The organism is Mycobacterium hubeiense (genome assembly GCF_002838065.1).
Classification (GTDB): Bacteria; Actinomycetota; Actinomycetes; order Mycobacteriales; family Mycobacteriaceae; genus Mycobacterium; species Mycobacterium hubeiense.
In genome coordinates this window covers 47,610-69,378 of the sequence record NZ_PIZU01000009.1, presented here as the reverse complement: position 1 = coordinate 69,378, position 21,769 = coordinate 47,610, and the positions used below count along the sequence as shown (strand labels likewise).

21 protein-coding genes and 1 pseudogene are annotated in these 21,769 nt (G+C 67.6%); 7 read left to right on the top strand and 15 right to left on the bottom strand.

The window, feature by feature from the left end:
- Positions 1 to 25 precede the first annotated feature (25 nt).
- From CWS39_RS09545 to CWS39_RS09535, 3 genes are read right to left on the bottom strand one after another with little or no spacing between them, the layout of a single operon-like run.
- Positions 26 to 1,414 carry a class II 3-deoxy-7-phosphoheptulonate synthase gene (locus CWS39_RS09545; protein WP_102142677.1) on the bottom strand — a complete coding sequence of 463 codons (1,389 nt, stop codon included), beginning with the start codon at positions 1,412 to 1,414 and terminating at the stop codon, positions 26 to 28.
- 33 nt (positions 1,415 to 1,447) lie between these two features.
- Positions 1,448 to 1,945, bottom strand: coding sequence for a polyadenylate-specific 3'-exoribonuclease AS (locus tag CWS39_RS09540; protein ID WP_102142676.1), 498 nt, complete (start codon positions 1,943 to 1,945; stop codon positions 1,448 to 1,450).
- Complete coding sequence (locus CWS39_RS09535) at positions 1,945 to 2,805, bottom strand: hypothetical protein (RefSeq protein WP_102142675.1); 861 nt, start codon at positions 2,803 to 2,805, stop codon at positions 1,945 to 1,947. Before CWS39_RS09535 ends, CWS39_RS09540 begins: the two co-directional genes overlap by 1 nt.
- Before the next feature lie 83 nt (positions 2,806 to 2,888).
- Here CWS39_RS09535 and CWS39_RS09530 point away from each other — a divergent pair, with 83 nt between their 5' ends.
- Entirely contained in the window at positions 2,889 to 4,163 is a 1,275-nt protein-coding gene (locus CWS39_RS09530) for a glycosyltransferase 87 family protein (protein WP_102142674.1), read from the top strand.
- Here CWS39_RS09530 and CWS39_RS09525 read toward each other — a convergent pair.
- From CWS39_RS09525 to CWS39_RS09505, 5 genes are all read right to left on the bottom strand, one after another.
- A complete protein-coding gene (locus tag CWS39_RS09525; RefSeq protein WP_102142673.1) occupies positions 4,160 to 4,900 on the bottom strand; it encodes a lysophospholipid acyltransferase family protein in 741 nt (246 codons plus the stop codon). The genes CWS39_RS09530 and CWS39_RS09525 overlap by 4 nt on opposite strands.
- An 83-nt stretch (positions 4,901 to 4,983) precedes the next feature.
- On the bottom strand, positions 4,984 to 5,358 hold the full coding sequence (locus CWS39_RS09520; protein WP_102142740.1) for a hypothetical protein: 375 nt from the start codon (positions 5,356 to 5,358) through the stop codon (positions 4,984 to 4,986).
- Complete coding sequence (locus tag CWS39_RS09515) at positions 5,355 to 6,620, bottom strand: ArsA family ATPase (protein ID WP_199178028.1); 1,266 nt, start codon at positions 6,618 to 6,620, stop codon at positions 5,355 to 5,357. The genes CWS39_RS09520 and CWS39_RS09515 overlap by 4 nt, the downstream gene beginning before the upstream one ends.
- 1 nt (position 6,621) lies before the next feature.
- Complete coding sequence (locus tag CWS39_RS09510; protein ID WP_102142671.1) at positions 6,622 to 7,062, bottom strand: SRPBCC family protein; 441 nt, start codon at positions 7,060 to 7,062, stop codon at positions 6,622 to 6,624.
- A gap of 68 nt (positions 7,063 to 7,130) precedes the next feature.
- A complete protein-coding gene (locus tag CWS39_RS09505) occupies positions 7,131 to 7,523 on the bottom strand; it encodes a polyketide cyclase / dehydrase and lipid transport (RefSeq protein WP_102142670.1) in 393 nt (130 codons plus the stop codon).
- A 94-nt stretch (positions 7,524 to 7,617) separates the two neighbouring features.
- Between CWS39_RS09505 and CWS39_RS09500 the strand changes: the two genes are divergently transcribed.
- A complete protein-coding gene (locus CWS39_RS09500; RefSeq protein WP_102142669.1) occupies positions 7,618 to 9,414 on the top strand; it encodes an AMP-dependent synthetase/ligase in 1,797 nt (598 codons plus the stop codon).
- Between the two features lie 3 nt (positions 9,415 to 9,417).
- Here the strand turns inward: CWS39_RS09500 and CWS39_RS09495 are convergent, their stop codons facing one another.
- The 4 genes from CWS39_RS09495 to CWS39_RS09480 all read right to left on the bottom strand — a co-directional run bounded on the left by CWS39_RS09495 (position 9,418) and on the right by CWS39_RS09480 (position 12,876).
- On the bottom strand, positions 9,418 to 10,545 hold the full coding sequence (locus CWS39_RS09495) for a glycosyltransferase family 4 protein (protein WP_102142668.1): 1,128 nt from the start codon (positions 10,543 to 10,545) through the stop codon (positions 9,418 to 9,420).
- 9 nt (positions 10,546 to 10,554) lie between these two features.
- On the bottom strand, positions 10,555 to 11,373 hold the full coding sequence (locus CWS39_RS09490) for a peptidase (RefSeq protein WP_102142667.1): 819 nt from the start codon (positions 11,371 to 11,373) through the stop codon (positions 10,555 to 10,557).
- A complete protein-coding gene (ripC, locus tag CWS39_RS09485) occupies positions 11,342 to 12,490 on the bottom strand; it encodes a peptidoglycan hydrolase RipC (protein WP_102142666.1) in 1,149 nt (382 codons plus the stop codon). Before ripC ends, CWS39_RS09490 begins: the two co-directional genes overlap by 32 nt.
- A gap of 152 nt (positions 12,491 to 12,642) precedes the next feature.
- Positions 12,643 to 12,876: a hypothetical protein gene (locus CWS39_RS09480; protein WP_102142665.1), complete on the bottom strand. Its 234-nt coding sequence runs from the start codon at positions 12,874 to 12,876 to the stop codon at positions 12,643 to 12,645.
- Here CWS39_RS09480 and CWS39_RS09475 point away from each other — a divergent pair.
- Positions 12,830 to 14,755: pseudogene (locus CWS39_RS09475) on the top strand (DEDD exonuclease domain-containing protein); the annotation flags it as partial. The gene CWS39_RS09480 and the pseudogene CWS39_RS09475 sit on opposite strands and share 47 nt — an antisense overlap.
- On the opposite strand, the gene trpD reads toward CWS39_RS09475, so the two are convergent.
- On the bottom strand, positions 14,693 to 15,775 hold the full coding sequence (gene trpD, locus CWS39_RS09470; protein WP_233213426.1) for an anthranilate phosphoribosyltransferase: 1,083 nt from the start codon (positions 15,773 to 15,775) through the stop codon (positions 14,693 to 14,695). The pseudogene CWS39_RS09475 and the gene trpD sit on opposite strands and share 63 nt — an antisense overlap.
- A 68-nt stretch (positions 15,776 to 15,843) precedes the next feature.
- Between trpD and ctaE the strand changes: the two genes are divergently transcribed.
- From ctaE to qcrB, 4 genes are read left to right on the top strand one after another with little or no spacing between them, the layout of a single operon-like run.
- Positions 15,844 to 16,455, top strand: coding sequence for an aa3-type cytochrome oxidase subunit III (ctaE, locus tag CWS39_RS09465; RefSeq protein WP_102142663.1), 612 nt, complete (start codon positions 15,844 to 15,846; stop codon positions 16,453 to 16,455).
- Between the two features lie 26 nt (positions 16,456 to 16,481).
- Positions 16,482 to 17,399, top strand: coding sequence for a cytochrome bc1 complex diheme cytochrome c subunit (gene qcrC, locus CWS39_RS09460; RefSeq protein ID WP_102142662.1), 918 nt, complete (start codon positions 16,482 to 16,484; stop codon positions 17,397 to 17,399).
- Positions 17,396 to 18,601 carry a cytochrome bc1 complex Rieske iron-sulfur subunit gene (gene qcrA / locus CWS39_RS09455; protein WP_199178021.1) on the top strand — a complete coding sequence of 402 codons (1,206 nt, stop codon included), beginning with the start codon at positions 17,396 to 17,398 and terminating at the stop codon, positions 18,599 to 18,601. The genes qcrC and qcrA overlap by 4 nt, the downstream gene beginning before the upstream one ends.
- Entirely contained in the window at positions 18,598 to 20,244 is a 1,647-nt protein-coding gene (qcrB, locus tag CWS39_RS09450) for a cytochrome bc1 complex cytochrome b subunit (protein ID WP_102142660.1), read from the top strand. The genes qcrA and qcrB overlap by 4 nt, the downstream gene beginning before the upstream one ends.
- 33 nt (positions 20,245 to 20,277) lie before the next feature.
- Here the strand turns inward: qcrB and CWS39_RS09445 are convergent, their stop codons facing one another.
- Both CWS39_RS09445 and CWS39_RS09440 read right to left on the bottom strand, forming a co-directional pair.
- Complete coding sequence (locus CWS39_RS09445) at positions 20,278 to 20,877, bottom strand: DUF2561 family protein (protein ID WP_102142659.1); 600 nt, start codon at positions 20,875 to 20,877, stop codon at positions 20,278 to 20,280.
- Positions 20,877 to 21,746: an MmpS family transport accessory protein gene (locus CWS39_RS09440; RefSeq protein ID WP_102142658.1), complete on the bottom strand. Its 870-nt coding sequence runs from the start codon at positions 21,744 to 21,746 to the stop codon at positions 20,877 to 20,879. Before CWS39_RS09440 ends, CWS39_RS09445 begins: the two co-directional genes overlap by 1 nt.
- Positions 21,747 to 21,769 lie beyond the last annotated feature (23 nt).

Here is a 21,769-nt window from a genome sequence, read left to right as displayed (position 1 = left end):
CCCGCGACGCGGACGTCTTAGTCGATTAGTCGCGCAGCATCTCCGCGACCAAGAACGCCAGCTCCAGGCTCTGTTGCGTGTTGAGCCGCGGATCGCAGGCCGTCTCGTAGCGCCCGGCGAGATCGGAATCCGAGATGTCCTGCGCGCCGCCGAGGCATTCGGTGACGTTCTCGCCGGTGATCTCGACGTGAATGCCGCCGGGATGGGTGCCCAGCGCCCGGTGCACCTCGAAGAAGCCCTGCACCTCGTCGACGATGCGGTCGAAGTGGCGGGTCTTGTAGCCCGTCGAGCTCTCGTGGGTGTTGCCGTGCATCGGGTCGCACTGCCAGATCACCTGATGGCCGGTGGCCTGCACCTTCTCGATGATCGGCGGCAGCAGGTCGCGCACCTTGTTGTTGCCCAGCCGGCTGACCAGCGTGAGCCGCCCCGGCTGATTCTGCGGATCCAGCCGCTCGACGTATTCGACGGCCAGCTCCGGTGTCATCGTCGGCCCGATCTTCACCCCGATCGGGTTGGAGATCACCTCGGCGAACGCGACGTGCGCCCCGTCGAGCTGGCGGGTCCGCTCGCCGATCCACAGGTAGTGCGCGGACAGGTCGTACAGCTTGGGCTGCTCACCGTCTTCTTCCGACAGCCGCAGCATCGCCCGCTCGTAGTCGAGCACCAGCGCCTCGTGGCTGGCGTAGATCTCGGCGGTCTGCAGATTGTGGTCGTCGACGCCGCACGCGCTCATGAACGTCAGCCCGCGGTCGATCTCGGCGGCCAGCGCCTCGTAGCGGGCACCGGCCGGTGACGTCCGGACGAATTCGCGGTTCCAGTCGTGCACCAGGTGCAGCGAGGCCAGGCCCGACGCGGTCAGGGCGCGCACCAGGTTCATCGCCGCGCTCGCGTTGGCGTAGGCCCGCACCAGCCGTGACGGGTCGTGCTCCCGCGCGGCGGCATCGGGCGCGAAGCCGTTGATCATGTCGCCGCGGTAGGACTTCAGGCCCAGCGCGTCGATGTCCGACGACCGCGGCTTGGCGTACTGGCCCGCGATGCGGGCCACCTTGACCACCGGCATGCTGGCGCCGTAGGTGAGCACCACCGCCATCTGCAGCAGCGTGCGGATGTTGGCCCGGATATGCGGCTCGGTGTTGTCGACGAACGTCTCGGCGCAGTCGCCGCCCTGCAGCAGAAACGCCTTACCCTGCGCCACATCGGCCAGCAGACCCTTGAGCTTTTCGATCTCCGCGGGCACGGTCACCGGCGGGACGCTCTCCAGCACGGTCCGCATCACCTTGGCCTGGTCGGCAGGCCAGCTCGGCTGCTGGGCCGCCGGTTTGGCCAGCGCGGCGTCCAGCCGATGCCGGAGATCGTCTGGCAGCGGCGGCAGCGGCGGCAGCTGGTCGATGGGTACGTCGACGGTCCAGTTCACCCATTCATGGTAGCGGTCGCCGACACGTGCTTTTTACCGCTGTGCAGGTAGAACACCCGTGGTCATCAGCCGGAACCGGTGCAGGTTGTGCCGGGCGTCGACCAGGGCGTCGTGTGCATCACGCGGCCTCGGGGGCATTCGGGGGGAACCGCGCTCCTCCCAGAACTGCCGCAACTCGCGGGTGAACCGCGGTATCGCGGGCGGCAGGTCGGTCATCGGGCCCCACAGTTGGCACAGCGCGACGTGGTCATAGGCGCCGACCCAGGCCCACAGCTCGATCGGCTCGTCACCGTCGATGCCGAAGAAGTCCTCCAGCTCCGTGCGGATCTGCCGCCGCGACCGCCACAGCGGCGAGGCCGGCGGCGGCAACTTGGGCAACACGTGTTTGCGGACCCAGCTGCCGGCCCGCTCCGGGTCGAATTCCGTTGACACCGCGTAGTATTCGCGTCCGTCCTCGGCCGCCACGCCGATCGAGATCAACTCGATGGTGCGGCCGTTGTCGATGAACTCGGTGTCGTAGAAGTAGCGCACTAGGCCGCTTTCCGGTCGGGAGTAGGTGGCGCCGCGGCGTGGATCTCGCTCTCGAGTTGCCGGTCGACTTCGCTGTCGTCGGGAAAGCGCGGCTCGCCGGCGATGACGTGCTGCAGCCACAGCTTGGCCTGCACCACCGGCCTGCGCCATCGATGTTCCCGAACCAGCGCGCGGTGCATCTTGCGCGGACGGCTGGTGTAGCGCCAGCGCGCCCACGGGGCGTGTGGCCTGGACAACCGCAGCGCGCCGACCACCAGCAGCGGCGTGATGAACATGCCCACCAGGCCGGTCCACACCTTGCCCTTGAGCAGCACGATCACCGCCAGCAGCAGCGTGAGCACGGCCATCGCGATCACGCTGGCCCGCGCCACCAGGCTGTGGTCGTCGCGCCAGATCCCGATGTCGAAGAACGACAACGGGTTGAAGCCGAGCACCAGCAGCCCGGCCACCGCCACCGCCGCGAACACCGCATCGACCGACGTCCGGCCGTCCTCGGCCCAGTACACGTCCGACAGGTGCAGGATCAGCGCGAACTCGTCGAGCACCAGCGCCGCACCGACACCGAAAAATGTTGCGGCCACCGTGAATTCGGCTACTCCTCCGTTCACCGCCAAGGTCACCATGGTGATCCCGGAGACCATCACCAAGATCACACCGATCACCGCGTGGTGGATGTGGGTGGTGCCGTGACCGATGTTGCGGGGTTGCCACCATTTGCGGGGCGCGTCGTCGTCGGCGTGGCCGCGGATGTAGCGGACGATCATGCGGGTGACGAAGAACGTCAGGATGAACGCCAGCAGGCAGCACAGCAGCGGCAACCGCTCCCGGGTGATGAAGTCCAGTTGGATGCTCGCGTGCACGCTCGAAACTTACGCCGACCTGCGCGCGTCGCGCCCGGGATACCGCCCGACCCGCGGTGGCCACCGATAGGCTGTCGTGTGACATGAGTATTTGGCGGTCGCCCGGCGGGGCTGTTTGGGGGCCAACGCTCGCCTGGCGACTGTTCCAGTTGCTCACCGTGGCGGCGTTGGTCTGGGCGGGTTGGCGGTTGCTCGGGCACAGTCCGTACCGCATCGACATCGACGTGTACCGGATGGGCGGGCGGGCCTGGCTGGACGGTCAGCCGCTCTACGCCGACGGCGCCATCTTCCACACCCGCGGCGGCCTGGATCTGCCGTTCACCTATCCCCCGCTGGCGGCGGTGGCGTTCGCGCCGTTCGCCTGGCTGTCGCTGTCGGCGGCCAGCGTGGCGATCACCCTGACCACGCTGGTGCTGCTGATCGCCTCGATCGCGATCGTGCTGACCCGTCTGGACGTGTGGGCATCGTCTTCGCTGTCCACCCCGGTGTGGCTGCGACGCTGGTGGTTGGCCGCCGCGATCGTCGCGCCGGCCGTGATCTACCTCGAACCGATCCGGTCCAACTTCGACTTCGGCCAGATCAACGTCGTGTTGATGACGCTGGTGATCGCCGATTGTGTGCCCCGCAAGACGCCATGGCCGCGCGGCATCCTGCTCGGGCTCGCGATCGCGCTGAAACTCACCCCCGCGGTCTTCGTGCTCTACTTCGTCTTGCGCCGAGACACACGTGCGCTGCTGGTGACCGCGGCGTCGGCGGCGGTGGCCACGCTGGCCGGTTTCCTGCTGGCCTGGCGGGACTCCCTGGAGTACTGGGGCGAGACCGTTCGCAACACCGACCGGATCGGCACCGCGACCCTGAACACCAATCAGAACATCGCGGGTGCGCTGGCCCGGCTGGGCCTTACGGAGGGGCCACGGTTCGCGCTGTGGGTGCTGGCTTGTTTCGCGGTGCTGGCGCTGACGGTGTGGGCGGCGCGGCGGGCGCTCAAATGCGACGAGCCGGTGCTGGCCCTGATCTGCGTGGCCATGTTCGGCTTGGTGGTCTCCCCGGTGTCGTGGTCGCATCACTGGGTTTGGGCGCTGCCGGCGGTGCTGGTGACGGCAACCGTCGCCTACCGGCATCGCGACATGCTGTTGGGGGTGGTCAGTGTCGCGGGGCTTGCGCTGATGGTGTGGACGCCGATCACGCTGATGCCCGAGCACCACGAGACGTCGGCGTCGCTGTGGCGGCAGCTGGCCGGTGGCTCCTATGTGTGGTGGGCGATGGCGGTGATCGTGGTGAGCGGCATTGTGTCGACGCGTGTCGCCGCAGGCACGCGCACGGACGCCCACGCTTCGCCGGTGCCGGCGGTCAATTAGCCCGCGGCGGTGTCCGGCATTCGTGCCGGCGGCTTGATCGCGGGGCCGCTTTTGGTGGTGATCTCTTTGCCCTCCTTCACGTCGGCGGCATAGAGATCCACGTACTCCTGACCGGACAGCCGCATCAGTTCGTACATCACCTCATCGATCACCGCGCGCTCGATGAAGCGGTTGCCCGCCAAGCCCTCGAACCGCTTGAAGTCCATCGGCTTGCCGAACTTGACCTGGACCCGGCCGAACCGCAGCCCCTTCTTGCCCGGAGGGTTCACCACGTCGGTGCCGACCATCGCGACCGGAATCACCGGCACGCCGGTCTGCAGGGCCAGGCGCGCCAACCCGGTCTTGCCCTTGTACAGCCGGCCGTCCGGTGAGCGGGTGCCCTCCGGGTACATGCCGAGCAGCTTGCCCTCCCCCAGGATGCGCGCGGCGGTATCCAGCGCGGCTTGGGCCGAGTCGGCATTCGTGCGGTCGATCGGCACCTGGCCGACGACCGTGTAGAACCAGGCGAGGAAGCGGCCCTTGATTCCGGTTCCGGTGAAGTACTCCTGCTTGGCCAAAAACGTGATGCGACGCCGCACGACCAGCGGCAGATAGAAACTGTCCATCACCGCCAGGTGATTACTGGCCAGGATGGCCGGTCCGGACTCTGGAACGTAGTGAAGCCCTTCGACTTTCGGCCGGCCGATCAGGGCGAGCAAGGGTCCCAGCAGGATGTATTTGAACAGCCAATACCACATGGACCCTCCCCATCACCCGAACACTGCGATAGTGCTCTGCGACAACTGTACCGAGGTGCTGTTGATGCGACCACAGCATGAGGTCACTGCCCTGGGTCCTCCGGGTCCTTGATGGCCACCGGGATGTGCTGATAGCGTCCGCGACCCGCCGGCGGCGGCTCGTCCGGAGGCGGTTCGCTCGGGCCGGACGGCCCCGGCTGGCCATCCGCGAGCACCGCCCGGATGACCTCCAGCAGCGACACGCTGTGCTCGGCGATCACGTCGAGCAACGGGTGCTGCTCGCCGGATACCAGCGCCGCCAGCGCACATACCGGGCACCACACCTGCTGGCATTTGCCCGGGCCGTCACCGCTGGCCGCGAACGCGGCGGCCGATCGCACCGCCGGGTCGAGTCGGTCCAGGATGGTCTGCGCCAGCTGCCGCAGTTCGGGACCGATCTCCGAGTGCGCCCCGCTCACGTCGGCCACACCTCCGGATTCGGTCGAAATCGCACGGTCAGTTCACTGCCCTTCAGCTCGGCGTCCATCACGATGCACCGCCGCAGGACGGACGCCAGCCGAACCCGGCGCCGCATACCGCCGGCACCGATTATCAGGTCGTCGTCGACTCGGCCCAGCGTCAACGCGCCGGAGTCGACCGCTGGCAACTCTAGCCGCAACCGGTAGACGGCCTCGAGACCAGATCCGGACTCGCGGTCCACAATCGGTCGCAGCGGCCCCGGCGGCGGTGAGCCGTCACGCCGGCGCGCACAGTCCAGTAGCTCCGCGAGGGCCTTGGGGCCGATCGGTTCGCCCGCCAAATGCGGCACCAACACCAACTGCACATCGCCGATGGCGGCGCCCAGATCGTCGAGCACGCTCTGCTGTTCGGAGATGCGCTCGGCATACCAATCGAACGCCGGGTGCTCGGGCAGGTTGCGGTATTCGAACGAATCGTCTTGCACCAGAATTTGATTCACAAGCAGCTCGGAGACCCGCACACCCATCAGCGCCAGCGATCCGAGCGTGCGCACGGCCTCGGCGGCCACCACCCGCTCCGCGGTCAGCACCAGGTGTGCAGCCACCCGCGTCCCGTCGGTCAGCAGCGAGCTCAATCGCTCGGTGCCGGCGCTGACCCGCTCGACCAGATCGACGATCGCCGCCGAGTGGGCGTCGTCGGCGGTCATCGACAACCGGCGGTGCCGGGGCCAGGCCCGCTCCAGATACAACCCGAACGTCGCGGGCAACGTCAGCATCCGCAACGCGTCCGCGGTCGAGGCACAGTCCACGACGACGTGATCCCACTGCCCCGAGGCTGCGAGTTCACCGACTTCGTGTAGACCTAGCACCTCCTGTATGCCCGGCAATGCCGAAAGTTCTTCGGGCGCAATGTCTCCCACGTCAGAATCGGGGAAACGGTCGGCCAGCAGACCGGCGACGTCGCGCCAGTGCTCCTCCAGAAGCGCCAGCGTGTCCAATGCCAGGGCGTCCAGCGAGCCGCCCCCGGCATCCGCGTCGTCGGCGAGCACCCGGGTGGGTTCGCGCCGACCCGTCGGCGTGACGGTGGTGCCCAGCACATCCCCGATGGAATGCGCCTGATCCGTCGAGACGATCAGCACCCGCATTCCGGCACGCGCGTCGCGCACCGCGGTCGCCGTCGCCAGCGTCGACTTGCCTACCCCGCCCTTGCCGACGAAGAGACTGACCCGGGCGTCGGCGGCCGCGTCGGCGCCATCCCTCAGCTCACTCAGCCTCTACTCGTTTCTTGAGATCCTTCAGTGCGGTGTCGGTCAATCTGCGCTCAGCCTTGCGTTTGAGCAACCCGATCATCGGAATGATCAGATCGACAGACAACTCGTAGGTGACATCTGTGCCAGATCCCTTGGGAGACAGCCGATATTCCCCCTCGAGCGATTTGAGCAGTGAACTGGACACCAAGCTCCATCGCACCGAGCCGCGGTCGACGTTGCCCCAGTCATAGGTCAGCACCATGGTGTCTTTGAGCACCGCGGCGTCCAGCTCCAGGCGGGCGGTCTTGGGGTAGCCCTTCTCATCGGCCTCGAGCACCTCGGTGTGCTTGTACTCGTTCACCCATTCCGGGTACGACTCGATGTCGGCGATCACGTCCATCACCGTCGACGGATCGGCGTTGATGTAAATGGTCTGCGCAGTCTTGTCCGCCACGTAGTTCCCTCCCGCCCGCAGGCAGCCTCAGGTGTGAAAATCTACCGGCACCCGATGGCTGTGACCCATTATCGGGCCAGGCGCGAGACCCCGACCGGGCGCGACGCCTCCAGTGTGCGCTTGATCTCGAAGGCCATGTTCTTGCCGGCCACCCTGCGCCGATGGTTGAGCGTGGCCAGGTTCATCTTCGCCAACTGCCACGCCGCGACGCCCGCCGGCTCGGCGTGCAGGAAATAGTGCAGGATCACCCCGTCGAGCATCGGCTCCAGCCAGACCTCCATCGTGCCGGTAAGAGCACCGGTCACGGTCCACCGGTGCCCCGCCTCACCGCGGTCTTCCACCACCGTCAGCCGCAGGTCCGGCCACCACCGCCGCCAGCTGGCGGCATCCGCGACGGCCCGGCCGACGTCGGCCGGATCGGCGGCGACGAACGTCTGGTCGGCGATCTGGATGCTGTTCATCGCCCACAAGCTTCACACATGCGCCTGACCTGGTCGTCGGCGGCCGACTAGGCTGAAGTCGGCAACGGCGAAACAACCACGAGAGGCCAAGATCGTGCGTGAGTTCAGTGTTCCCGCATCGTTCACCGTCGGCGAGCACGACAACATCGTCAGCACCGTGTTCGACCACGAACGCGAGGATCCCGACCACGTGATCTTCCGGCGCCTGGTCGAGGGCGCCTGGACGGATGTGACCTGTGCCCAGGCGGCACAGCAAATCCGCTCGACGGCATTGGGTTTGATCGCCGAAGGGGTGGCGCCCGGCGACCGGGTGGCGGTGTTGTCGGCGACCCGATACGAATGGCCGATCATCGATTTCGCGATCCTGGCGGCCGGCGCGGTGACGGTTCCCATCTACGAGACGTCGTCGGCCGAACAGGTGCGGTTCGTGCTGGAGAATTCGGGCGCGGTGCTGGCGTTCGCCGAGACCGATGCGCATGCCGAGACCATCGAGCAGCTCAAGAGCGAACTGCCCCAGCTGCGCAAGGTGCTGCGCATCGACGGCGCCGAATCCCAAGCACTCGATGTGCTGGCCGAGACGGGCAAGTCGGTCGACGCCAAAGACCTCGACACCCGGCTGGCCGGCATCAAGTCCGGCGAACCCGCCACGCTGATCTACACGTCGGGCACCACCGGCCGCCCGAAGGGATGCCAGCTGACCCACTCCAACCTGGTGTACGAGATCCGCGGCGCCAAAGAGTGCTTCCCCGACCAGCTGGCCAAGGGCGAGCGGATGTTGGTGTTCCTCCCCCTGGCCCACGTGCTGGCGCGGGCGATCACGATTGCCGCGTTCGCCAACAAGGTGACGCTCGGATTCACCAGTGACATCAAGAATCTGGTGCCTATGTTCGGGGTGTTCAAACCGACCCTGGTGGTGTCGGTGCCCCGGGTCTTCGAGAAGGTGTACAACACCGCCGAGCAGAATGCCCGAAACGACGGCAAGGGGCGGATTTTCGAGATCGCCGCCGACACCGCCATCGAGTGGAGCAAGGCGCAGGACACCGGCGGTGCGGGTTTGGTACTGCGGGCCAAGCACGCGCTGTTCGACCGGTTGGTTTACGGCAAGCTCCGCGCGGCGCTTGGCGGCGACTGCCACGCGGCGATTTCCGGCGGCGCACCGCTGGGCGCTCGGCTGGGCCACTTCTACCGCGGCGTCGGGCTCACCATCTACGAGGGCTACGGCCTGACCGAGACCAGTGCCGCGATCACGGTGAACCGCGTCGACGACCTCAAGATCGGCACCGTCGGAAAGTTGTTGCCCGGCAACAGCATGCGGTTGGGTGACGACGACGAGCTGCTGGTGAAGGGCGGCGTGGTGTTCGGCGGCTACTGGCGCAACGAGGAGGAGACCGCCAAGGTGTTCTCCGACGGCTGGTTCCACACCGGCGACCTCGGCGCGTTCGACGACGACGGCTTTTTGACCATCATCGGACGCAAGAAGGAAATCATCGTCACGGCGGGCGGCAAGAACGTCGCACCGGCGATCCTGGAGGATCAGCTGCGCGCCCACCCGTTGATCAGCCAAGCGATGGCCGTCGGGGACGCCAAACCGTTCATCGGCGCGCTGATCACCATTGACCCCGAGGCGTTTCCAGGCTGGAAAGAGCGCAACGGCAAGGACGCCGGCGCGTCGGTGGCCGATCTGGCGAACGACCCCGATCTGATCGCCGAGATCGACCTCGCGGTCAAGGAGGCCAATCAGGCGGTGTCCAAGGCCGAGCAGATCCGCAAATTCCGCATTCTGCCAGTCGATTTCACCGAGGACACCGGCGAGTTGACACCGACGATGAAGGTCAAGCGCAAGGTCGTGGCCGAGAAGTTCGCCGACGACATCGAGGCGCTGTACGGCTAACGGCTACAGCAGCGCGGCCAGTCGCGCGGCCTGACGCGGCCACTGCCAGTTGTCGACCACCCACTGGCGTCCCGCGGCACCCATGCGCGATGCCCGGTCGGGGTCGGCGAGGATGTCGCTGACCGCGGCGGAGATTGCGCCGACGTTCCAACCGTCGACCACCACACCGGTTTTGCCGTCGATCACGGTCTCCGGCGCGCCGCCCGAGCGTCCGGCCACCACCGGCACACCCGTCGCCGACGCTTCCAGATAGACGATGCCCAGCCCCTCCACGTCCAGCCCGGCACCGCGGGTGCGGCACGGCATCGCGAACACGTCGGCCAGCGCGTGGTGTGCCGGGAGTTCGGCGTCGGGCACGCCGCCGGTGAACACCACATGGTCGGCCACGCCGTAGCGATGTGCCAACCGGCCCAACGTCGTTCGGTATGGCCCGCCGCCGACGATCACCAACGCGGCGCCGTGAATGCGCTGCCGGATCACCGGCAGCGCGCGGATCATCATGTCCTGACCCTTGCGAGGCACCAGCCGCGACAGGCACACCACTACTGGCCGCTCCCCCAGCCGGTACCGCGACCGCAATTCAGCGCGGGCATTCGGGTCTGGTGCGAACCGTTGGACGTCCACTCCCGGCGGCACATGCTCCAGCGCGGCCTGCGGCCCGAACGCCGAGGCGAACCGGCTTCGGGTGTACCGACTCACGAACGTCACCACATCGGTGTCGTTTCCGATGCGGCGCAACGCTGTTCGTGCAACCGGCAGCATCGACCAGCCGACCTCGTGGCCGTGTGTGCTGGCAATGACCCGGCCTGCCCCGGCCTGACGCGCGAGGCTCGACATCAGCGCCAGCGGCGCGGCCGCCCCGAACCACACCGTGTCGATGTCACGGGATTTGATGAGTTCGCACATCCGGCGGGCCACCCTCGGCTCGGGCAGCATCAGCGTGGTGGGGTGCCGGACCACTTCATAGGGCGCCGCCCGATCGAAGTCGTTGGATCCCTTCCACTTCGGTGCGTACACCGTGAGCGTGTGCGACCCGGATGACTCCAGCTGGTCCACCAGTTCGGAAAGGTACGACTGGATCCCGCCACGTCGCGGCGGAAAGTCGTTGGTAACCAGCAGGAGCCGGGGCACCCGGTCAGATTAGCGGGTGAGCCAGGCGCGCCACCGATTCAGCACCTCGTCGAGGTCGGCGCCCAGCGTGTCGCGCACGGCGGTGCCTACATCGGTGTGTCCGATGCCGCAGGCCCGCAGATACAGCGCCCGCAGCGCTGGAGTGCCGTACACCTCGGCGACAAAGCTGCTGAACCACCACGCCCGGTCGTAGGCCAGCGAGCGGAGGGGTCCGGCGGTGTCCAGCTCGGTATCGGTGGGCAACACCGCCTGCGCGTCGCGCGGCGCTGCGACGGGCGGTCGGCCGACGAAGTCTGCGACGCCTTCGGTCAGCCAGCGGGGAGCGTCTGATGCGGTGACGGTGCGGGTGGCGTAGTGGAAAAGCTCATGGCGCAAGACGATTCGCAGCGCGGTGTTGCTCATCGCGGCAGCGCCCGGTGCGAAGACGATCCGTTCTTTGGTGGTGGCCGCGGCGATGTCGGCCCCGCCGCCGGCCAACGCGGTGAACTGCTCGTCGGTAGCGGTGGCCGCGATGGTCACCTCACGCGGCCAATCAGGACCCCAGAACGCCGTCACCGCGTTCGCCGCATCGGCGATTTCAGCGGTGACTCGGGTCAGTAGCGACGCGGCGTCCGGTCCGCCCAGATCGACCAGCGCCACCCGGCGGCCATCGGGCAGCATCAGCGTGGTGGAGCCGCCGGTGAAGGTGGTGTGCGCAGCGGGTGCCGCGAGGCGGGGGATCTGCGGCGCGGCGGGCTGACCGAGGAGCAGTACCCCGAAAATCAGCTCGGTCAGCAAGATCCCGAGCAGCAGCCGCTTAGTAGCGACGGACGTTGTAGATGGGCGCATTGTTCACCGGGGCAACCCGCACGGGCGTCCCGTAGGTCGAGGCGTGCACCATCATCCCGTCACCGATGTAGATCGCGGCGTGCGAGGCATCGGAGTAGTAGGTGACGACGTCGCCTGGCTGCATCTGATCCTGTGACACCGGCTGCCCGCCGCGCGCCAATGCCTGGCTGGAGTGTGGCAGCGAGATACCCGCCTGCTGGAAGGCCCACATCACCAGTCCCGAGCAGTCGAAGGCGTTCGGACCGGACCCACCCCACGAATACGGCGAGCCGATGCGGCTCAGTGCCGCCTGGATGACGGTGGAGGAATGCCCACTACCGGGGGCCGGCGCGCCGATGGCTGCTTCCGGGGCCATGTCGCCGGGCGGGATACCGCCGGGGGCGGCGGCCAAAACGGAGGGATCGTTCGCTGGTGGCAACGCCCCGGGCGCGGCGGCCGCCACCGTGGGCGGAACCGGCGGCAACGCTGCCAGGGCCTCACGCTGGGCCGGGTTCAGCGCTTCGAATTGCGACTTCACCACGGCAATCTGCAACTGCAGCCGACTTTGCTTGGATTGCAGGTCGGCGCGCACTGCAGCGGCCTGCTCCGCGGCGGTCTTCGCCTCGGCGGCCGACTTGGCGGAGGCCTCCTCGGCGCGTGCGGCCTGTTCGCTGGTGCTGCGGAAGCTAGCCATCTGTGCCGACATCTCGGTGGCCATCACCCGCTGTACCGACAGCCGGTCGATGAATTGCTGCGGCGAATCGGAGGTGAGGATGGCGCTCAAGCCGTCGGTGCGACCACCCATATATTGCGCGGCAGCAACTCTGTTCACCGACGCCTGGAACGTTGCTAGTTGCGCCTTGGCTTGCTCTGCGGCCAAAGCATCCGCAGCGTGCTTGGCTTCGGCGGCCTGCTGCGCGGCCAGCTTGTTGTTCAAATCCAGCTGGGCCGAATGCATCGCCTCGGTGGTCTGCTCGGCCTGGCGGGAAAGTTCTTGAAGCTTTGCCAGCGCATCATCGGCCGGGTCCGCCTGCACATTCGCGGCGAGAACGCCGGTGAATAAAGTCAAAGCCGCCAGCACACCGATAACGGGTCGCTTCAGAACACGGATGCCCCAGTGCGTGCGGTCGAGCCTCAAGATTTGCGTCCTTCAACTGGCGTGATGAGCCGCCTCGAACTGCTCTTAGGTCTCAGATAGGTTACGAAACGGCATCGGGCTTGTCCAACAGGAGACGCAAATTTAACAGCCGTCAGGGCAGATTTTTCTACGCCCGCACCCAGCGCGTGTCGTCAGGCGACGCCGGAATTGCCGCTCCGGTGAATCGGCACCAGCCGCAGCCGCGGCGCCAATCCCACGTCGGCGAGCACTTCTAGGGCCCGGCGCTCGTCATCCAGCAACGTTTCGGGCACTCCGAGCAGGACACTGACCACACAGTCCTTGCAGCCTGGACCGCGCACCGCACAGTCGTCGCAGTCGATGGTCACCGTGCCCGTGTCGCCGCCCGTGTCACTTGTGTGTGCCATCGGCCGTCCTCTCTTTCGGTGTTGTGCGCACGGTATCGGCACCCACCGACATCCCCCGCGCGGCAACCGCTGCCTGTCGGTCCGACTGCTTACCGTCACGACCATGGGTCAGCTGAGCTTCGCGGATGTCGAACCGCTGGCCGAGCTGTCGCTACGCGAGACGACGTTCGTCGTCGTCGACCTCGAGACCACCGGCGGACGGGCCAACGGCGACGATCCCGACGCGATCACCGAGATCGGCGCGGTCAAGGTGCGCGGCGGTGAGGTTCTCGGCGAGCTGGCCACACTGGTGGACCCTGGCCGAAGCATTCCCCCGCAGATCGTCGCGCTCACCGGGATCACGACGGCGATGGTCTGCGATGCCCCCAAGATCGACAGCGTTCTTCCGACGTTTCTGGAATTCGCCCGGGGTGCGGTCCTGGTCGCGCACAACGCCGGCTTCGACATCGGCTTCCTGCGGGCCGCCGCGCAACGCGCTCAGATCGTCTGGCCGCGCCCACCGGTGCTGTGCACGGTCAAACTGGCGCGCCGCGTCCTCACCCGTGACGAAGCGCCCAGCGTGCGATTGTCGGCGCTGGCCCGGCTGTTCCACGCCACCACCACACCCACCCACCGCGCGCTCGACGATGCGCGGGCGACCGTCGACGTGCTGCACGGCCTGATCGAGCGGGTCGGCAACCAGGGTGTGCACACCTACGCCGACCTTCGCGCCTACCTGCCCGACGTGACACCGGCCCAGCGGCGCAAGCGGTTTCTGGCCGACGCGCTCCCGCACCGCCCGGGCGTCTACCTGTTCCGCGGGCCGTCGAACGAGGTGCTCTACGTCGGCACCGCCGTGGATCTGCGCCGCCGCGTCGGTCAGTACTTCACGGGCGCCGACCCGCGCACCCGCATCAAGGAGATGGCCACGCTGGCCACCGCCGTCGACCACGTCGAATGTGCGCACGCTCTCGAGGCCGGGGTGCGCGAGCTGCGACTTCTGGCCGCGCACGCGCCGCCCTACAACCGCCGCTCGAAGTTTCCGCACCGCTGGTGGTGGCTGGTGCTGACCGACGAACCGTTCCCCCGCTTCTCGGTAGTTCGCGGCCCGAAGCACGATCATGCCGTCGGTCCGTTTCGCTCTCGCGCCGAAGCGGTCGAGACGGCGGAGTTGCTGGCCCGATTTACCGGCGTACGCACCTGCACCAAGCGGCTGAATCGAAAAGCGCTGCACGCATGCCCGGAACGCGAACTGTCGCCGTGTCCGGCGCCGCAGGACGTCGACGCGGCCGGCTACGCGTGCGGCCCGCAACGGGCCAGGGTGCTGATCGACGGCCACGACAGCAACGTGCTGGCGGCGGCGTTGGCGAGAATCACCGACCTCGCGGCGGCCAACCGCTACGAGACCGCGGCGCGGCTGCGCGACCACGCGGCCGCAGCGATCGACGTGCTGTGGCGCGGTCAGCGTCTGCGCGCGCTGGCAGCCGTCACCGAGCTGGTGGCGGCACGGCCGGACGGCAGCGGCGGGTGGCACCTAGCGGTGGTCCGACACGGCCAGTTGGCGGCCGCGGGGACGGCGCCACGGGGAGTGCCGCCGATGCCCGTCGTCGACGCGATTTGCGCTGGGGCGCAAGTGATCCTGCCGGCGTCGGCGCCGTTGGGCGGGGCGCTGGTGGAGGAGACGGCGCTGATCGCGCGGTGGCTGGCCGAGCCGGGGGTGCGCATCGTGCGCTCCGAACCCGGGTATGCGTCGCCCGTCGGATCTGCGGGTCGGTGGACGGCATGGGCCGCCTCCGCCCGCTCGGCACGGCTGGCCGCCGAGCAAGCGATCGAAGGCTCAGAGCTTCTGCGTGAACCGCACCCAACGCGCGAGCAGCTGTTCAGCCGCCCCGGAGTCGATCGCCTCGACCGCGCGCGCGAGCCCCGACTCCCAGGCCGGCACCCATTTGGCGTCGCTGGCTAGTCCGGCGTGGGCCACCATCGCGCCTGCAGCGTTGAGCACCACGGCATCTCGCACCGGTCCCTTGGCGCCGGAGAACACCGCGCGGACCTCGGCGGCGTTGGCCTCCGCGTCGCCGCCGACCAGCTCGCTGAGATGGGCGCGCTTGAAGCCGAAGGCCGCGGGGTCGAACGTCAGCCGCTCGACGGTGCCGGCCTGCACCCGCCAGATCGTGCTGGTCGTGGTGGTGGTCAGCTCGTCGAGTCCGTCGTCGCCGTGCACGACGAGCACGCTGGAGCGGCGGGTGGCGAACACCCCCGCCATCACCTCGGCCAGATCAGCCCACGCACAGCCGATCAGACCGGCCCGCGGTGAGGCCGGATTCGTCAGCGGCCCAAGCAGATTGAACACTGTCGGCACCCCGATCTCGCGGCGCACCACGGAGGCGTGCCGGTAAGACGGGTGGAACTGCGGCGCGAAGGCGAAACCGATGCCGATCTCGGCGACACTGCGCGCGACGTCGTCGGGCCCGAGGTCGATGCGCACCCCGAGCGCCTCCAGGGTGTCGGCGCCACCGGAGAGCGAGGACGCCGCGCGGTTGCCGTGCTTGATCACCGGCACCCCGCACGCAGCCACCACGATCGCGGCCATGGTGGACAGGTTGACGGTGTTGGAGCCGTCGCCGCCGGTGCCGACCACATCGACGGTGTCCGTGCCGATCACGTCGGTGGGCACCAGTCGCGCATGCTTGAGCATGGTGTCGGCGAGTTCAGTCACCTCGGCGGCGGTGGGGCGCTTCATCTTCATCGACACGCCGAAGCCGGCGATCTGGGCGGGTGTCGCGGCACCCGTCATGATCTGGTCCATCGCCCACGCGGCATGTCCCGGTGGCAGCGCCTGCCCGGTGGTCAGCCGACCGAGGATGCGCGGCCACGTCGGCGCGTCGGCGGATGGGACGGGCTGCGCTTGAGGAGATGCCACCGGGTGATTATGACCAATTGCTCGACCCGGGTGGAGTTCAACAACTACAAAGCGTCATACTTGCGGTTGTGACGAGCGCTGTTGGCACCTCGGGAACCGCAATCACCTCGCGCGTACATTCGCTGAACCGACCCAACATGGTCAGTGTCGGCACCATCGTCTGGCTTTCCAGCGAGCTGATGTTCTTTGCTGGACTGTTTGCGATGTACTTCACCGCGCGCGCCCAGGCCGGTGGCGACTGGCCACCCGCACCCACCGAGCTGAATCTGGTTCAGGCGGTGCCGGTGACGCTGGTGCTGATCGCGTCGTCATTCACCTGCCAGATGGGCGTGTTCGCCGCCGAGCGCGGTGACGTGTTCGGGCTGCGCCGCTGGTATGTGGTGACCTTCTTGATGGGCCTGTTCTTCGTGTTGGGCCAGGGCTACGAGTACATCCATCTCGTCGAGCACGGCACGACGTTGTCGAGCAGCGCATACGGCTCGGTCTTCTACTTGGCCACCGGATTCCACGGCCTGCACGTCATCGGCGGACTGGTCGCCTTCATCTTCCTGCTCGCCCGCACCCGGATGAGCAAGTTCACGCCGGCGCAGGCCACCGCCGCAATCGTCGTCTCGTACTACTGGCATTTCGTCGACATCGTCTGGATTGCCCTGTTCGCCACGATCTACTTCGTTCGATGACCGGCTCACCGATGAGAAGGGGTTCGATGACCGACAAGGACCGCGGAGCCGGAACGCCGGCGACATTGGACCGAGCCGGAACGCCGGCGACATTGGACCGAGCCGGAACGCCGGCGACATTGGACCGAGCCGGAAGGCCGGCGACAGTGAAGCGCCGTCGGCTGCGCCGACGCTTCTCAGCAGCACTGCTGCTGCTGGTCGGACTGGCCGTGGCCGGTGGTCTTGCGGCCACCTTGACGCCGACACCCCAAGTGGCGGTTGCCGATGAATCGCAGTCGGCACTGCTGCGCACCGGCAAGCAGCTGTTCGACACCTCGTGTGTGACCTGCCACGGCGCGAACTTGCAGGGTGTGCCCGATCGCGGGCCGAGCCTGATCGGCGTCGGCGAGGCGGCCGTGTACTTCCAGGTGTCCACCGGGCGCATGCCGGCGATGCGCGGCGAGGCGCAGGCGCCCGAGAAGGAACCGATCTTCGACGAGGCGCAGATCGACGCGCTCGGCGCCTATGTGCAGGCCAACGGCGGCGGACCGGTCGTGCCGCGCGACGAGAACGGTCACATCGCCGAAGAGTCGCTTCTCGGCGACGATGTCGCCCGCGGCGGTGACCTGTTCCGGCTCAACTGCGCGTCGTGCCACAACTTCACCGGCAAGGGCGGCGCCCTGTCGTCGGGCAAGTACGCCCCAGACCTCGGCGACGCCACGCCGGCGCAGATCTACACCGCGATGCTGACGGGTCCGCAGAACATGCCCAAGTTCTCCGACCGCCAGCTCTCACCGGAAGAGAAGCGCGACATCATTGCCTACGTGCGCGAATCCGCTGAGACGCCCAGTCCCGGCGGGTATGGCCTCGGCGGCTTCGGCCCCGCGCCCGAGGGCATGGCGATGTGGATTATCGGCATGGTTGCCGTCATCGGGGCGGCGCTGTGGATCGGAGCACGAGCATGAGTGACGGCGAGGAGATGAAAGGCACGGACACCCCGGGCCAAACCGGCGTTCCCGGGCAGCCCAGCGACGCCGAACTGGCGTCGATGTCACGCGAGGAACTCGTCGAGCTGGGCGGCCGGATGGACGGCGTCGAGACCGTCTACAAGGAGCCGCGCTGGCCGGTGCCCGGCACCAAGGCCGAAAAGCGCGCCGAGCGTAGTGTGGCGAATTGGCTTCTGCTGGGCGGGTTTTCGGGCCTGGCGCTGCTGGTGGTCTTCATCTTCTGGCCGTGGGAGTACAAGCCGTACGGGTCGGAAGGCGAGTTCCTCTACACCCTGGCCACCCCGCTCTACGGGCTGCTGTTCGGGCTGTCGATCCTGGCGATCGGCATCGGCGCGGTGCTCTACCAGAAGAAGTTCATCCCCGAAGAGATCTCGATCCAGCAACGCCACGACGGCCGCTCCCCCGAGATCCACCGCAAGACCATCGCGGCCAACCTCACCGACGCGCTCGAGGGCTCGACCATCAAGCGGCGCAAGATGATCGGGCTGTCGCTGGGTGTCGGGCTGGGCGCGTTCGGACTCGGCACGCTGGTGGCGTTCATCGGCGGGCTGATCAAGAACCCGTGGAAGCCGGTGGTGCCCACCGCCGAAGGCAAGAAGGCCGTGCTGTGGACGTCCGGATGGACCCCGCGCTACCACGGCGAAACCATCTACCTGGCCCGCGCGACCGGCCTGCCCGGCGAATCACCGTTCGTCAAGATGCGCCCGGAGGACATCGACGCCGGCGGTATGGAGACGGTGTTCCCGTGGCGCGAGTCCGACGGCGACGGCACCACCGTCGAATCGGCGCACCACCTCACCGAAATCGCGATGGGCGTGCGCAATCCGGTCATGCTGATCCGCATCAAGCCCGCCGACGCGCACAAGGTGGTCAAGCGCAAGGGTCAAGAGAGCTTTAACTTCGGCGACCTGTACGCATTCACCAAGGTGTGCTCGCACTTGGGTTGCCCCTCTTCGCTTTACGAACAGCAGACCTATCGCATCCTCTGCCCGTGCCACCAGTCGCAGTTCGACGCGTTGCACTGGGCGAGGCCCATATTCGGTCCGGCTGCGCGGGCATTGGCGCAGCTGCCCATCACCATTGACCAGGACGGGTATCTGGTCGCCAACGGCGACTTCATCGAGCCCGTCGGACCGGCATTCTGGGAGCGGCGCTCATGAGTCCTGACCTCGCCAAGATCGCAGCGGCACAAGGCGATGCGGTCGATTCTCGCTATCACCCCTCCGCCGCGGTACGCCGGCAGCTGAACAAGGTCTTCCCCACCCACTGGTCATTCCTGCTGGGTGAGATCGCCCTGTACAGCTTCATCGTGCTGCTCATTACCGGTGTGTGGTTGACGCTGTTCTTCGACCCGTCGATGGCGCACGTGACCTATGACGGCGTGTACCAACCACTTCGCGGCGTGCAGATGTCGCGGGCCTACGAATCCACGCTGGACATCAGCTTCGAAGTGCGCGGCGGGTTGTTCGTGCGCCAGATCCACCACTGGGCGGCGTTGATGTTCGCCGCGGCGATCATGGTGCACCTCGCGCGGATCTTCTTCACCGGCGCGTTCCGCCGGCCCCGCGAAGCCAACTGGGTGATCGGCGCGCTGCTGCTCATCCTGGCCATGTTCGAGGGCTACTTCGGCTATTCGCTGCCCGACGACCTGCTGTCGGGTATCGGGCTGCGGGCCGCGCTGTCGTCGATCACGCTGGGCATGCCGGTGATCGGCACCTGGTTGCACTGGGCGCTGTTCGGCGGCGACTTCCCCGGCGAGATCCTCATCCCGAGGCTCTACGCCCTGCACATCCTGCTGATACCGGGAATCATCTTGGCGCTCATCGGTGTTCACCTGGCGCTGGTGTGGTTCCAGAAGCACACCCAGTTCCCCGGACCGGGCCGCACCGAACACAACGTCGTCGGTGTGCGCGTGATGCCGGTGTTCGCGGTCAAGTCCGGCGCGTTCTTCGCGATGGTCGTCGGCGTGCTGGGCCTGATGGGCGGGCTGCTGCAGATCAACCCGATCTGGAACCTGGGCCCCTACAAGCCCTCTCAAGTGTCGGCAGGTTCTCAGCCTGACTTCTACATGATGTGGACCGAGGGCCTGGCCCGTATCTTCCCGCCGTGGGAGATCTACCTCGGCAACTACACCATCCCGGCACCGGTCTGGGTGGCGTTGACGATGGGTCTGATCTTCATCCTGCTGATCATCTACCCCTGGCTGGAGAAGAAGTTCAGCGGCGACAACGCGCACCACAATTTGTTGCAGCGGCCGCGAGATGTGCCGGTGCGCACCTCAATTGGCGCGGCGGCGATCGCCTTCTACATGGTGCTGACACTGGCGGCGATGAACGACATCATCGCGCTGAAGTTCCACATCTCGCTGAACGCGACGACCTGGATCGGCCGCATCGGCATGGTAGTGCTGCCCGCGATCGTCTACTACATCACCTACCGCTGGTGCGTGGGCCTGCAGCGCAGCGACCGCGCGGTGCTCGAACACGGCATCGAAACCGGCATCATCAAACGCCTGCCGCACGGCGCCTACATCGAACTGCACCAACCGCTCGGCCCGGTCGACGAGCACGGCCATCCGATTCCGTTGGAATACCAGGGCGCTGCCCTGCCCAAGCGGATGAACAAGCTGGGCTCCGCCGGCGCGCCCGGCAGCGGCAGCTTCTTGACGGCCGACCCGATCGAGGAGCACGAAGCGCTCACCGAGGCCGCACACGCCTCCGAGCGCAAGGCGCTGACCGCGCTGCGCGAGCATCAGGACACGACGTACGGCTCCCCCAACGGCGAGACCAACGGGCACCACTGATCACCGTCAGCCGGGCGGCAACGCGCCGGAAAGCTACGCCGCTGAGTCGACGATGCTGTGCAGCTCGCGCAGATAGAACACCGGGATGGCGACCATCCCCAGCGTGACCAGACCGACGATCACGTAGAGGGTCCACGCGAACGTGTCGTTGTCGACGGCCATCAGATACGTGGCCACGCCGATCATGAAAATCGCAGCGCCCATGGCGATTCCGAGCACGACCGCGCAGCGGAACCACACCTGATCCACCGCATCCGTCGGAAACGCCCACGCGGGCCGACTGACGGTGGGCCGTGAATAACCGGGCCGGGTAGCCATCGGGTCGTCGAACGCGCCGAAGGCCCGCGCGGCCGACTGCCGAGGAGGCCGCGGCGGGCGTGGCGGTGCGCTGCGCGCCGGCGGCTGATCCGCCGTCGCGCGGGCCCGCAGCAGCAGCGGCACCGCGGCCGCGATCACCACGACCGAGACGCCGATGACCGTGTACAGCAGCCACGGTGTGCCGTTCGCGGTCTCCGGGTGGCCACGGCCGAGGTCCACCAGGGCGACCGTGGCGGCCACTGCGGCGCCGAGGGCGGCAAGCCAGACCGCAGCACACGCCCCGAGCAGGATGCGGTCGAGCTTGTCGTATCCCATCAGCAGCTTGTCTGCGGAGAGTTGCCGGTGTTCGACCTCAACACCGTGCCGTCGCTGGTGGTGATGGAGCAGTTCAGCCTGCTCACCAGGAACAGGCTGGAGGCCTGCACCGAGCCCACCTCGGACTGCGAGATCGGCGTCACAGTCAGCGACCACGGGATGTAGACGTTGCGCTGCGTGCGGCTACGACCATTCGCGTCGATATAGGTGACGGTGATGATGTCGCCGGGCGCCTTGGTCCCCGTCACCGAGTACGTCACCTGACGCGGGCCCGACCGCGTCGTCGTGGTGGTGGTCACCGGCGGCGGGGGCGTGGTGGTCACCGGCGGCGGGGGTTCCTCCGCGGGAGGCGGAGGCGGCGGTGGCGGTGGCTCCTGCGTCACCGTGACGGTCTCCGGCGGCGGCGGAGGCGGCTCCTCGGACGTCGGCGGAGGCGGAGGTGGCGGCGGCGGTGGCGTCGTTGTGGTGATCTCGTCCTGCACCGGCGGCGCCGACGCGGTGGTGCTGGTCTCCGGCGTCGCGAGGTTGTCGGTATCGGTGCCCAGCACGAGCAGCGACACCGACACCACCAGGGCGATGGCGGCGATGATCGCGGTGACGCCGACGACCCACGGCCAGCGCGGCGGCGGGGCCTCCTCGACGAGTTCGGTCGCCGGGTCGTAGCTGTCGTAGTCGTAGAGCGCCGGATCCGGCGGGACGTACGGCCCGCTGGTGAACTGCTCGGATTCCGGCGCTGAATATGCCCGCGCGGTCTCGGCCGTCGGAGGACCGACGACGTCGGCCGCGTCGTCGGTGGGCTGGCTGGTTGGCTCGCGTTCTGGGAGGTCCGACCCTTCAGTGTCCGGCCCGGGGGGATTCGGCCCGCTCATCTACGCCTATCCTTCTCGACTTG